Source organism: Shinella fusca, from assembly GCF_014203155.1.
Taxonomy (GTDB): domain Bacteria; phylum Pseudomonadota; class Alphaproteobacteria; order Rhizobiales; family Rhizobiaceae; genus Shinella; species Shinella fusca.
The window spans coordinates 1-12,987 of record NZ_JACHIK010000028.1; the positions used below are offsets into that span (position 1 = coordinate 1).

Below are 12,987 nucleotides of genomic sequence, written 5' to 3' on the forward strand. Positions count from 1 at the left end.
AGCCGCGTGCCGATGGCGCCGCCCATGGCGCCCGCGCCGATCAGCGCTACCCTGTTGCTCATGGCCCGCTCTCCTCAAGATGCGTTGCGATGTCGTCGACGATCCGCTCCAGCGGCCTGTCGATGTCGACGGTCACCGCGTTCTCGTCCGGACCCGGCGGCTCCAGGGCGGCGAACTGGCTGTCGATGAGGCTTGCCGGCATGAAGTGCCCGGCGCGGGCGGCCATGCGGGTGGCGATCAGCTTCCTGCTGCCGGCGAGGTGCACGAAGAGCACGGGCGCACCGGCCTCCTTGCGGATGTGGTCGCGGTAGCGCCGCTTGAGGGCCGAGCAGCCGAGGATGAGGATGCCGTCCGGCGCGGCGAGCTTCTGCCCGACGAGGGTGAGCCAGGGCCAGCGGTCCTCGTCGGTCAATGCCTCGCCGCGGCTCATCTTGTCGATGTTCGCCTGCGGGTGCAGGTCGTCGCCGTCGAGATAGGTGGCGCCGAGGCGGGCGGCGAGCGCCGCGCCCACCGCCGACTTGCCGCAGCCGGCGACGCCCATAAGGACGATGCGCCGGTTTGCCTCAGAGCGAGGCCGTGATGCCGCCGTCGACATAGAGCGTGTGTCCGTTCACGAAAGAGGAAGCGTCGGAGGAAAGGAAGATGCAGGCGCCGACGAGCTCGTCGACCTTGCCCCAGCGGCCGGCCGGCGTGCGCTTTTCCAGCCAGGCGGAGAAGGCGGGATCGGCGACGAGGGCGGCATTCAGCGGCGTGTCGAAATAGCCGGGTGCGATGGCGTTGCATTGCAGGCCGTATTTCGCCCAGTCCGTCGCCATGCCCTTGGTGAGGTTGCCGACGGCGCCCTTGGTGGCCGTGTAGGGGGCGATGCCCGGGCGGGCCAGCGCGGTCTGCACGCTGGCGATGTTGATGATCTTGCCCGCGCCGCGCGCGATCATGTGGCGCGCGACGGCCTGGCCGACATTGAAGACGGAGGAGACGTTCGTCCGCAGCAGCCGCTCGAAGGCCTCGGCGGGAAAATCCTCCAGCGGCGTGCGGTACTGCATGCCGGCATTGTTGACGAGGATGTCGATGGCGCCGACCTCCGCCTCGAAGGCATCGACCGCCTTGCGCGCGGCCTCATGGTCGGTGGCGTCGAAGGCGAGCGTGTGCCCGGCGCCGAGGCTTTCCGCCGCCGCCTTCAGCCGGGCCTCGTCGCGGCCGTTGAGGATGACCTGCGCGCCCGCCGCCGCAAGGCCCTTCGCCAGCGCGAAGCCGATGCCCTGCGAGGAGCCGGTGACGAGGGCGCGCCGGCCCGTCAGGTCGAAGAGTTGGATGCTCATGTGGTCGTGTCCTCAGGAAAATGCGATCTGCGTCTTCATCGACTGGCCCTTGTCGGAGGCGATCTCGAAGGCCTGCAAGGCGTCGGCGAGCGGCAGGGTGTGGGTGATCAGCGGCTTGACGTCGATGAGGCCGCCCTGCATCAGCTTCACCGCCACGGCGAATTCCTCATGAAAGCGGAAGGAGCCGCGCAGGTCCAGTTCCTTGGCGGTGATCGCCATCATCGGCAGGCTCATCTCGCCGCCGAGGCCGAGCTGGACGATGACGCCGCGCGGGCGCAGCGCATGGATGCCGGCAACGAGCGCGGGCTGCGCGCCCGAGCATTCGTAGAGGACGTCGAAAGTGCCCTTGTTCTCGCTGAAGGGGACAAGGCCGTCGCGGTTTTCCGACAGGTTGACCGTGCGGTCCGCGCCGACGGCGCGGGCAAAGCCGAGCGCGCGTTCGGAAAGATCGGCCGCGACGATCTCGGCGGCGCCGGCTCGTCTCGCGGCAAGAATGGAGAGGGTGCCGATCGGCCCGCAGCCGGTGACGAGCACGCGCTTGCCCAGCATCTCGCCGGCGCGGCGCGTGGCGTGCAGCGTCACCGAGAGCGGTTCGGCCATCGCCGCTTCCCCGGCCGAGAGCCCGTCGGCCTTCACGCACTGGCTTGCATTGGCGACCAGCCGCTCGCGGAAGGCGCCCTGGATATGCGGGAAGGGCATCGCGGAACCGTAGAACCGCATGTTGAAGCAATGGTTCGGCAGGCCCTTGAGGCAATATTCGCAGGCCCCGCAGGGCCGAGAGGGCGAGACGGCGACGAGGTCGCCGACGGCAAGGCCGGAGACGCCTTCGCCAAGGGCGGAAATATGGCCGGAGACCTCGTGGCCGAGGATCATCGGCTCCTTGAGGCGCACCGTGCCGAAGCCGCCGTGGTTGTAATAATGCAGGTCCGAGCCGCAGATGCCGCCGCTCGCAAGGCGGATCTCCACCTCGCCGGGGCCGGGCGCGGCAAGGGCGCTTTCCTCGACCCGCAGGTCCTTCGGGGCATGGATGACGATGGCTTTCATGGCACTATCCTCACAGGACCGGGGTCGGCAGCGTCCGGCCGTCGAAATGGGCCGACAGGTTGTCGAAGACGAGCTGGCCCATGGCCTTGCGAGTCTCCACCGTGCCGGAAGCCATATGCGGCTGCAAGAGCACGTTGTCGAGCGCGAGGAAGCGCGGGTTGAGGTTCGGTTCGCCTTCGAAGACGTCGAGCGCGGCCGAGCCGAGCGTCCCGGCCTCCAGCGCATCGAGGAGTGCGCCTTCGTCGATGTTGGAGGCGCGCGAGATGTTGATCAGCATGCCCTCCGGCCCCAGCGCCTCGATGACCTTGCGGCCGACGATGTGGCGCGTCTCGGCCGAGGCGGCGAGGGTGACGAAGAGGAAATCCGAGCGTTCGGCAAGCGCGACCGGATCGGCGACGAAGGTCCAGTCCCTGGCGAAGTCCTTCGGGCCGGTGTCGCTGTAGGCGATGTCCATGTCGAAGCCGGCGAGGCGCTTTGCCACCTCGTAGCCGATGCGGCCGAGGCCGAGGATGCCGGCGCGACGGCCGTGCACGCGGCGTTTCAGCGGGTAGAGGCCCTTGGCCGCCCAGTCGCCGCTGCGGACCCAGCGCTCGCCGCCGATCATGCCGCGCGCCTCGGCGAGCATCATGGCGACGCCGAGGTCGGCGACGTCCTTGGTCAGCACGTCCGGCGTGTTGGTGACGCGGATGCCGCGCTCGCGGGCGGCGGCAAGGTCGACCGCGTCGAAGCCGACGCCGTAGACGGAGATAACCTCCAGCTTCGGCAGCGCCTCGATCATCGCCCGGCTGGCGCCGAGCTCGCCGCGCGTGGCGATGCCGCGGATATTGGCGCCATGCTCGACAAGGAACGCCGCCTTGTCGGCCGCCTCGAAATAGCGGCGCATGGTGAAATGTGCATCCAGACGCTCCTGGTCCCATTCGGGGTAGGGGCCAACCTGCAATAGCTCGATCTTGCTCACGGCATGTCCTTCGGAAGGTGACTTGTTATCGATAACATATTCCGCTTTGGAGAATTGTCCAGCCTCAAATTGCATTCGTTAGCGTCATGGAAAATGCCGCTTGACACCGATGTTATCGATACCATATCAATATCGTATGGCCTCATCGTGCTTTGGGAGGAGCGGATGGATACGGACACGCTTCTGGAATTCCGTGCCGTCTCGAAGGAGTTCGGCGGCACCAGGGCTTTGACGAGCGTATCGCTCGATCTCAAGCGGGGCGAGATCCTGGCGCTGCTCGGCGAGAACGGCGCGGGCAAGTCCACCCTCATCAAGACGCTTGCAGGCATCTACCGGCCGGACGGCGGCAAAATCCTCTTTCGCGGCGAGCCCTACCAGCACCGTCCGCCCCGGCCCAACGAGCGCCAGTCCGTCGCCTTCATCCACCAGGACCTCGGCCTCATCGAATGGATGACGGTCGCCGAGAATGTCGGCCTCGCGCAGGGCTTTTCCATGCGCCGCAAGCTGATCGACTGGAACGCGACGGCGCGGCGCACCGCCGAGGCGCTGAAGCTGGTCGGCTGCGATTTCGATCCGTCCACCCGCGTGCAGAACCTCACGCGCACCGAAAAGTCGCTGGTCGCCATCGCCCGCGCGCTGGCGGTGGAGGCGGACGTGCTCGTCCTCGACGAGCCGACCGCCAGCCTTCCGGCCGACGAGGTGGAGCGCCTGTTCGCCGCCATCCGCCCGCTGAAGGAGCGGGGCGTCGCGATGATCTACGTCTCGCACCGGCTCGACGAGATCTTCCGCATCGCCGACCGCGTCGCCGTCCTGCGCGACGGGCACCTCGTCGGCGAGACGGCGGTGGCCGCCACCAATCCGGACGAGCTCATCCGCATGATCATCGGCGACAAGGCCGGCCAGCTCTTCGCCAAGGCGCATTCGGCGCCCGGGGAGACGCTGGTTTCGGTGCGCGACCTGACCTGCCGCGGCGCCGGCCCCGTCTCGTTCGAGCTGAAACAGGGAGAGCTTCTCGGCCTCGTCGGCCTGCGCGGCGCGGGGCAGGAGCTGATCGGCCGCGCGCTCTTCGGCGCGGAGCCAGCGACGGGCGCGGTGACGGTCCGCGGCGCGCGCCCGGACCTTGCGAGCCCCGAGACGGCGATCGCCTCCGGCATCGGCCTCATTGCCCGCGACCGCACGGAGGAGTCCGTCGCCATGTCGCTGTCGCTCCGGGAAAATACCTTCCTCAATCCCGGCGCCTCCGGCCGCGGGCTTGCCGCTTTCCTCTCCCCGTCGAGGGAGGCCGAGATGGCCTTCGCGCTCGGCGAGAAGGTGGGCCTTCGCCCGAACGACCAGTCGCTGGCCATCGAGGCGCTGTCGGGCGGCAACCAGCAGAAGGTCGTCGTCGGCCGCTGGCTTGCGACCGGCCGCAAGCTGCTGATCGCCGAGGACCCGACCGCCGGCGTCGATGTCGGCGCCAAGGCCGATATCTACCGCCTCATCGCCGCGGCGGTGGAGGAGGGGCTCGCCGTCCTCGTGATCTCCACGGATTTCGAGGAGATCGCCCATATCTGCCACCGGGCGCTGGTCTTCTCGCGCGGGCGCATCGTCCGCGAGCTTGCCGGCGCCGACCTCACCACATCCGCCGTCATTGCGGCAGCCTCCGCCTCCGAAGCGGCCTGATCCCGGGAGAAAGCCGATGCAATCCATCCAGTCCACCGCGCTCGAGCCGACACCCGCCGAGATGAAGGGCCTTTCGGGCGGCGAGAAGCTGAAGCGGCTCCTGCCCGTCTACGGCCTCGTGATCCTGACGGCGCTGCTGATCCTCATCTTCTCCGTTCTCCTGCCCGATACGTTCCCGACGCTCCTGAACCTGCGCTCGATCATCGCCAACAAGACGATCATCGCCATCCTCTCGCTTGCCGCGATGATCCCCATGGCCTGCGGGCGCATCGACCTCACCATCGGCTACGGCATCGTGCTCTGGCATATCCTCGCCATCAGCCTGCAGACCATGTTCGGCCTGCCCTGGCCGGTCGCCGTGGCGGTCGTCCTCGTGCTCGGCGCGGTGACGGGCCTCCTCAACGGCCTTCTCGTCGAGGTCGCCAAGATCGACAGCTTCATCGCCACGCTCGGCACGGGCACCGTCATCTATGCCGTCGCCCTCTGGCACACGGGCGGCCGGCAGGTCGTCGGCGTCCTGCCGGACGGGTTCCTCGCGCTCAACGGCACCATGCTCTTCGGCCTGCCGATCACCGGCTTCTACGTGCTGGCGCTGGCACTCGTGATGTGGATCGTGCTCGAATACCTGCCGATCGGCCGCTACGTCTACGCCATCGGCGCGAACCCGAAGGCGGCCGCCCTCAACGGCATTCCCGTCCGCCGCTTCGTCATCGGCGCCTTCATCGCCTCGGGCGTGCTCTCGGCCGTCGCCGGCGTGCTGCTCGCCTCGCGCCTTCGCATCGGCCAGGCGAGCGTCGGCCTCGAATACCTGCTGCCGGCGCTGGTCGGCGCCTTCCTCGGCTCCACCACCATCAAGCCCGGCCGCGTCAACGTCTGGGGCACGGTGATCGGCGTCGTCATCCTCGCCGTCGGCATTGCCGGCATCCAGCAGTTCGGCGGTTCCTTCTTCGTCGAGCCGCTCTTCAACGGCGTCACGCTGCTCGTCGCCATCGGCATTGCCGGCTACGCCCAGCGCCGCCGCGGCGTCGTCGGCGCGCTGAAGCCGAAGGCCGCGCCGGAAAAGACGTCCTGACCACGCATTCGTTCACGTCCAAAGGGAGGACACAATCGTGAAACGCAGACACTTCCTCGCAACCACCGCCGCCGCCGTGCTCACCGTGGCGCTCGCCGGCCCCGCCTTCGCCGATGCCATGGCCGACGCCAAGGCGGTCGTGGAGAAATACGCCACCAAGGTCGACAAGTGGGACGGTCCGACGAGCGGCCCGAAGGCCGCCGACGGCAAGACCGTCGTGGTGGTCGCGGCCGACATGAAGAACGGCGGCATCCTCGGCGTCGTCAACGGCATCCAGGAAGCGGCCTCCGCCATCGGCTGGACCGTGACCGTGGTGGACGGCGCCGGCTCCATCGAGGGCCGCACCGCCTCCTTCGGTCAGGCGCTGACGCTGAAGCCGGGCGGCATCATCATCGCCGGCTTCGACGCCGTCGAGCAGAAGCCGGCCATGGAAGAGGCCAAAAAGGCCGGCATTCCCATGGTCGCCTGGCACGCCGCGCCTGCGGTCGGCCCGGTCGAGGAGGTCGGCGTCTTCGCCAACGTGACGACGGATGCGATGGAGGTCTCCAAGGCCGCCGCCGACTATGCCTTCGTCGATGCCGGCGGCAAGCCGGGCGTGATCATCTTCACCGATTCCACCTATGCCATCGCCATCGCCAAGGCCGACAAGATGAAGGCCGAGATCGAGGCGCTGGGCGGCAAGGTGCTGGAATATGTCGATACGCCCATTGCCGAGACCTCGCAGCGCATGCCGCAGCTCACCACGACGCTGCTCCAGAAGTACGGCGACCAGTGGACCCATTCGCTGGCGATCAACGACATCTATTTCGACTTCATGGGTCCGTCGCTCTCGGCTGCCGGCATTGCCGGCGACGGCGCGCCGAAGAGCGTTGCGGCCGGCGACGGCTCGGAAAGCGCCTACCAGCGCATCCGCGCCAGGCAGTACCAGTCGGTGACGGTGGCCGAGCCCCTGAACCTGCAGGGCTGGCAACTCGTCGACGAGCTGAACCGTGCCTTTGCCGGCGAGCAATGGTCCGGCTACGTCTCGCCGCTCCATGTCGTGACGGTCGACAATGTCGAGTTCGACGGCGGGCCGAAGAACACCTTCGACCCGGACAACGGCTACCGCGACGAATACAAGAAGATCTGGGGCAAGTAAGTCGTCCTCCCGGCACGTCGGGCGGCGCTTGCGCTGTCCCGGCGGGCCGGTATTCTGCGCCGCGTCTGTTTTGAGAGGAGAGGAACGGAATGTCGTTTTTTGAGGCGGAAGAGCCGGAATTTTCCACCTTCGTGCTGGGCAACGCCCCGCTCAAGAAGCTGGCCGGCGGGTTCGACTGGGTCGAGGGGCCGGTCTGGTTCGGCGACCACGACTGCCTCCTGTTCTCCGACATCCCGAACAACCGCATGCTGCGCTGGAGCGCCACGCTCGGCATCACCACCTTCCGCGAGCCGTCGAATTTCGCCAACGGCAACACGCGTGACCGCGAGGGCCGGCTTGTCACCTGCGAGCACGGCACGCGCCGCGTAACCCGCACGGAGCACGACGGTTCCATCACCGTCATCGCCGACAGCTACGAGGGCAAGCGGCTGAACTCGCCCAACGATGTCGTCGTTACCTCGGACGGGGCGATCTGGTTCACCGATCCGCACTACGGCATCGGCTCGGATTACGAAGGCACACGCAGCGAGCAGGAGCTGCCCTGCAACGTCTACCGCGTCGACCCGCGGTCCGGCCATGTCCGCGCGGTGCTTACCGATTTCAACTGCCCGAACGGCCTTGCCTTCAGCCCGGACGAGCGGCGCCTCTACGTCGCCGATACCGGCCGCATGTTCACCGACGATCCGCGCCATATCCGCGTCTTCGACGTTGCGGCGGACTGGACGCTGACGGGCGGCGACGTCTTCCACATCATCTCTCCCGGCTGCGCCGACGGCATGCGCGTCGATGCGGCGGGCAACCTCTGGTCCTCGGCCGGCGACGGGGTGCACTGCATCGCCCCGGACGGCCGGCGCCTTGGAAAGATCCTCGTGCCGGAGACCGTTTCCAACATCTGCTTCGGCGGGCGGAATCGCCACCGCCTCTTCATCACCGCGACGACCTCGATCTATGCCGTCTCGCTCGCCATCCGCGGCGGAACCCGGCCGCAGGCGGGGGCGTGATGGCGTTCGTGGAGGCAACCGCACGGCTGACCGACGAGGGGCTTTCCGCCATGCTGGCGGCTGCGGTGGCGGCGGCCAAGGCCATGGGCCAGCCGCAATGCATCGTCGTCGTCGATCAGAGCGGCGTGACGCTCGCCGCCTTCCGCATGGCCGGCTCGCGCTATCTTTCCTTGAAGAGTGCGACCGCCAAGGCCCGCACCGCCGCCTCCATTGGCGCGCCGAGCGACAGCGTGCCGGAGCCGGTGCGCCCGGCCATCGCCGCGGCGACGGAGGGGGCGGTCACGGGCTTGCGCGGCGGCCTGCCGATCCGCATCGGCGGCGTGCTCCTCGGCGGCATCGGCGTCGGCTCGGGATCGGGCGAGCAGGACGAGACGGTCGCCCGCGCGGCGCTTTCGGCCATCGGCGCCGATACGGCGGGGCAGGCGGCATGAAGAACGACAAGGCCCCGACCATGGCGGACATCGCCCGCAAGACGGGCGTTTCCCCCATGACCGTGTCGCGCGCCTTCAAGTCCGGCAGCATGATCAACAAGGATACGCGCGATGCGATCCTGAAGGCGGCCGAGGACCTCGGCTATGTCTTCGATTCCACCGCCTCGAACCTCCGCTCGCAGAAGACGGATTTCATCGCCGTCACCATCCCTTCCATCAACAATGCGAACTTCGCCGATACGGTGGGCGGCCTTTCCGAGACGCTGAGCGTGCACGGCTTCCAGATCCTGCTCGGCTATACGAACTACGATACGGAGGAGGAGGAGCGGCTGATCGAGCAGCTTCTGCGCCGCAAGCCGCAGGCCATCGTCGTCACCGGCGGCAAGCATACGCCCCGCGCGCGAAAACTGCTTGAGAACGCCAATGTGCCGGTGATCGAGACCTGGGACGTGCCGGCCGAGCCGATCGGCCATTTCGTCGGCTTTTCCAACGCGAATGCCGTGCGCGCCATGGTCGATCATTTCGTGGCCGTCGGCTATACGCGCATCGCCTTCATCGGCGGCGATGCGAGCCGGGACACGCGCGGCAGCGACCGCCGCCTCGGCTTCATCGCGGCGTTGCGCGACCATGGGCTCGACGCTTCGCGGCTGATCCACGGCGGCGTGCCGCCCATCTCCATGCGGGAGGGCGCGAACGCCATGGCGCGGCTGCTTGCCGAATATCCCGACACCGAGGCGGTGATCTGCGTCTCGGACCTTTCGGCCTTCGGCGCGCTCACGGAATGCCAGCGCCGGGGCGTCGCGGTGCCGGGGCGCATCGCCATCGGCGGCTTCGGCGACTACGAGATCGGCGGCATCAGCGTGCCGGCGCTGACGACCATCAATGCGCGGGCGCGCCAGATCGGCGAGCGCACGGGGCAATTGATCCTCGACCTCCTCCAGGACCGGCAGGACGTCAGCGACATCACGATCGAGCCCGAGCTGATCGTGCGCGAAAGCAGCCGGTAAGCCCTCAAACTATCGGATACGCTTGCCCGCCTCGTCGAAGAGGAAGGATTTCTCCGCGGAAAGGCCGACCGTCAGCCGGTCGCTGCCGTCCGCCCCGCGGAAGCTCCCGTGCTCGACGATGATGCGCTCCTCCGCCGAGACATTGGCATAGACATAGCTGGTATTGCCGAGATGCTCGGCGACGTCGACGTCGAGGACCATGTCGGCGTCGCCCGTGCCGGCCGGCCGGAAATGCTCCGGCCGCACGCCGAGGCTCACCGTATCGCCGGGCCGCACCGCCGACGTGCGGAGGGAAAAGCCGAGCGTCACGTCCGGCTGGCTTTCGAGCGCCACGGTGACGCGGCCCTCCCCGGCCGTCACGATGCGGGCCTTCAGGAAATTCATGCGCGGCGAGCCGATGAAGCCGGCGACGAAGGTGTTGTCGGGGTCGTCGTAGAGGTCGAGCGGCGCGCCGACCTGCTCGACCACGCCGGCCCGCAGCACGACGATCTTGTCGGCCAGCGTCATCGCCTCCACCTGGTCGTGGGTGACGTAGATGACGGTGGATTTCAGCGCCTTGTGCAGCTTGGCGATCTCCACGCGCATATGCACGCGCAATTCCGCGTCGAGGTTGGAGAGCGGCTCGTCGAAGAGGAAGACGTCCGGGTTGCGCACGATGGCGCGGCCGATGGCGACGCGCTGGCGCTGGCCGCCGGAAAGCGCCTTGGGCTTGCGCTCCATCAGGGGCCCAAGTTCGAGGATGCGGGCGGCGTCGTTGACGCGCCGCTCGATCTCCTCCTTCGCCATGCCGGCGAATTTCAGCGCGAAGCCCATGTTCTCGCGCACCGTCATGTGCGGATAGAGCGCATAGGACTGGAAGACCATGGCGATGCCGCGCTTCGACGGATCGACGTCGTTCATCACCGCGCCGCCGATGGCAAGCTCGCCGGAGGTGATGTCCTCGAGGCCCGCGATCATGCGCAGCAGCGTCGATTTCCCGCAGCCGGACGGGCCGACGAAGACGACGAACTCGCCCGTTCCGATGGAGAGATCGACGCCCTTGATGATGTCGAGCGCGCCGAAGCGCTTGCGTATGTCGGTGAGGCGAACATCGGCCATGGGCGGGACCTCAGCTTACGGTGAAGGTGACGGATTGCGGCGCGAAGCGGCGGCTGGTCACGGCAAGCTCCAGCCTGCCCATTTCCTCGCCTGCCTCGACCCAGAAGCCGGTCGCTCCGCCCTTCAATGTATGGTCGGCAGGGCCGATGATGCGGCCGGGACCGGAGAGCGCCAGCGAAACCGGCTCCTCGAAATAGGGAAGCAGGTTACCACACTGGTCGAGGACGCGCACGACGACGCGCACCGCATCCTTTTCGCCCGCCCGCAGCGCCGTATCGTCGGGCGTCACCTCCAACGTCGTCGGTACCGGATCGGCCGGCAGAACCATCGTCTTCACCGCCTTGCCGTCGATAAAGCCCGTGAACGTGCCCTCGCGCCAGACGCGGCCCCAGGTGCCGAATTCCTGCGGCGTGACGGTGCGAAGGTCCAGCACGACGGGCGGACGCGGCAGGTGCGGATAGTTCTCCCGGTCGGGATAGACGCGCTTTGCCGGCCATTCGCCGAACTTCACCTCGACATAGTCGCAGTTGGTCAGCACGATCAGCGGCAGGACGCCGCCGATATTGCGCTCGCCGCGCGCCCAGAAGGTGACGGGCTGCATCACCACGCCGTCCTTCGGATCGCCCTGCGAGGCATAAGCGTAGGCCGCGAGCTTGGGAATGCGGTACATGTCGAGCACGCCGTGATAGCAGATGCGGTCGCCCGAGCCGAAGTCCTTGTGCGTGTTGTAGTCGAACATGCACCAGCCGGTAGAGCCGGAAATGTCGCTGTCGCCGGCAACGGCGTTCAGGATCAAGAGGTGGCGGGTGACGTGCTCGGCCTGGCGCTGCTCCTGGTCGAAGCGCTTGGTCGGATACATGTGGCCGTTATACTCGGTGATCATGTAGGGGATCGGCTTCGTGATGCCGGTCGTCTCCACCCGGTCGCGCAGCACGACGCGGCCGCGGTTGTTGCCGGGCATCTCCTCCTGGCCGAGGATGAAGTCGTTCATCGTGTAGACGTCTTCGAGCATCTCCGAATTGGTGATGAAGCGCACGCCGCCGGTCTGGCGGGTCGGGTCGAGTTCGCGGGCGAGGCGGTTCGTCTCGGCGTAGAAGTCGTGGCTGTCCTGGCTCTCGTTGATGCGCACGCCCCAGATGATGATCGAGGGATGGTTCCAGTCGCGCTCGATCATGCGGCGCACGTTCGCGATGGATTCCCTCTGCCAGGCCTCGCCGCCGATATGCTGCCAGCCGGGGATTTCCTCGAAGCAGAGCAGGCCGATCTCGTCGCAGCGCTCGATGAACCACTTCGACTGCGGATAGTGCGAGGTGCGCACGATGTTGCAGGCAAGCTCGTATTTCAGGATGTCGGCGTCCTTCTCCTGCGCGCGCCGGCCCATGGCATAGCCGGTATGCGGCCAGCTCTGGTGCCGGTTGAGGCCGCGCAGCTTGAGCGGCCTGCCGTTGAGCAGGAAACCGTCCGGCGTGAAGAGCGCCGTGCGGAAACCGAAGCGCTGCGTCAGCACGTCCTCGCCGTAGTCGGTGGCGAGCTTCAGCGAGAGGGCGTAGAGCACGGGATTGTCGATGTCCCAAAGCTCGATACCGGCAAGGCCGGTGAAGGTCAGCACCGCCTCGTTGCCGTCGATGGCGACGGAGGTGGCCGCCACGTCCCCGCCGCCCTTGCGGCGGATCTTGGCGTCGAGCGTGCCGGAGACGGCGAGCCCCTGCGGGTTGGCGAGGAAGACGCGGGCGGTGACGGTCTTCTTTTCCGCAAGCGCGTCCGGCGTCTCGATCTTCACATTGGCGATGGAGACGGGGCTTGCCACCTTCAGCCAGACGTCGCGGTAGAGACCGGCATAGCACAGATAGTCGATCTGGCCGCCGAAGGGCGGGATGTCCGGGTTCTCCGAACCGTCGATCTTGACGGTGACGAGGTTCTCGCCCTGCCTCAGATACGGCGTCAGGCGCGCCTCGAAGGGAGTGTAACCGTCCTTGTGGGCGGTGATCTCCCTGCCGTTCAGGTAGACCACGCTGTCGGCCATGGCGGCGTCGAAGACGAGGGAAACTTCCTGCCCCTCGAAATCCTCCCGCCAGTCGATGACCTTCTGGTAGGTGAAGGGCTTCTGGTAATCGGTCTCGTCGAAATAGTTGTAGGGCAGCTCGACGGCGCTGTGCGGCAGGCGTACGCGCTCGCCGTCCTGCATCGTGTCCACGCGCGTGGGCTCGAAGCCCTCGCGGAAGAGCCAGTTGCCGTTGAAGTTTTCGGTGATGCGCAT

At 67.4% G+C, this 12,987-nt stretch carries 12 protein-coding genes; 6 read left to right on the forward strand and 6 right to left on the reverse strand.

The genetic code is table 11. The features are described from left to right. Positions 1–58: 58 nt before the first annotated feature. From HNQ66_RS22595 to HNQ66_RS22610, 4 genes are read right to left on the reverse strand one after another with little or no spacing between them, the layout of a single operon-like run. Positions 59–541 carry a gluconokinase gene (locus tag HNQ66_RS22595; RefSeq protein WP_184147032.1) on the reverse strand — a complete coding sequence of 161 codons (483 nt, stop codon included), beginning with the start codon at positions 539–541 and terminating at the stop codon, positions 59–61. A gap of 22 nt (positions 542–563) precedes the next feature. After that, a complete protein-coding gene (locus tag HNQ66_RS22600; RefSeq protein WP_184147034.1) occupies positions 564–1,319 on the reverse strand; it encodes an SDR family oxidoreductase in 756 nt (251 codons plus the stop codon). Between the two features lie 12 nt (positions 1,320–1,331). After that, positions 1,332–2,363, reverse strand: coding sequence for an L-idonate 5-dehydrogenase (locus HNQ66_RS22605; protein WP_184147036.1), 1,032 nt, complete (start codon positions 2,361–2,363; stop codon positions 1,332–1,334). Between the two features lie 10 nt (positions 2,364–2,373). Next, complete coding sequence (locus HNQ66_RS22610) at positions 2,374–3,321, reverse strand: NAD(P)-dependent oxidoreductase (RefSeq protein WP_184147038.1); 948 nt, start codon at positions 3,319–3,321, stop codon at positions 2,374–2,376. Positions 3,322–3,486: 165 nt separating this feature from the next. On the opposite strand from HNQ66_RS22610, the gene HNQ66_RS22615 reads away from it, so the two are divergent. From HNQ66_RS22615 to HNQ66_RS22640, 6 genes are all read left to right on the forward strand, one after another. Continuing rightward, a complete protein-coding gene (locus tag HNQ66_RS22615) occupies positions 3,487–4,983 on the forward strand; it encodes a sugar ABC transporter ATP-binding protein (RefSeq protein WP_184147040.1) in 1,497 nt (498 codons plus the stop codon). 16 nt (positions 4,984–4,999) lie between these two features. Then, complete coding sequence (locus HNQ66_RS22620; protein ID WP_184147042.1) at positions 5,000–6,055, forward strand: ABC transporter permease; 1,056 nt, start codon at positions 5,000–5,002, stop codon at positions 6,053–6,055. A 37-nt stretch (positions 6,056–6,092) separates the two neighbouring features. Then, positions 6,093–7,193 (forward strand): substrate-binding domain-containing protein, encoded by a 1,101-nt coding sequence (locus tag HNQ66_RS22625; RefSeq protein WP_184147043.1) that lies wholly within the window; start codon positions 6,093–6,095, stop codon positions 7,191–7,193. An 89-nt stretch (positions 7,194–7,282) separates the two neighbouring features. Further along, on the forward strand, positions 7,283–8,194 hold the full coding sequence (locus HNQ66_RS22630) for an SMP-30/gluconolactonase/LRE family protein (protein WP_184147045.1): 912 nt from the start codon (positions 7,283–7,285) through the stop codon (positions 8,192–8,194). After that, complete coding sequence (locus tag HNQ66_RS22635) at positions 8,194–8,625, forward strand: GlcG/HbpS family heme-binding protein (protein WP_184147047.1); 432 nt, start codon at positions 8,194–8,196, stop codon at positions 8,623–8,625. Before HNQ66_RS22630 ends, HNQ66_RS22635 begins: the two co-directional genes overlap by 1 nt. Beyond that, entirely contained in the window at positions 8,622–9,632 is a 1,011-nt protein-coding gene (locus HNQ66_RS22640) for a LacI family DNA-binding transcriptional regulator (protein WP_184147049.1), read from the forward strand. The genes HNQ66_RS22635 and HNQ66_RS22640 overlap by 4 nt, the downstream gene beginning before the upstream one ends. 9 nt (positions 9,633–9,641) lie before the next feature. Here the strand turns inward: HNQ66_RS22640 and HNQ66_RS22645 are convergent, their stop codons facing one another. Continuing rightward, positions 9,642–10,730: an ABC transporter ATP-binding protein gene (locus tag HNQ66_RS22645; protein ID WP_184147051.1), complete on the reverse strand. Its 1,089-nt coding sequence runs from the start codon at positions 10,728–10,730 to the stop codon at positions 9,642–9,644. 10 nt (positions 10,731–10,740) lie between these two features. Continuing rightward, the gene (locus HNQ66_RS22650; protein WP_184147053.1) at positions 10,741–12,987 is read right to left on the reverse strand and encodes a glycoside hydrolase family 2 protein; all 2,247 of its coding nucleotides are present in this window, start codon (positions 12,985–12,987) and stop codon (positions 10,741–10,743) included.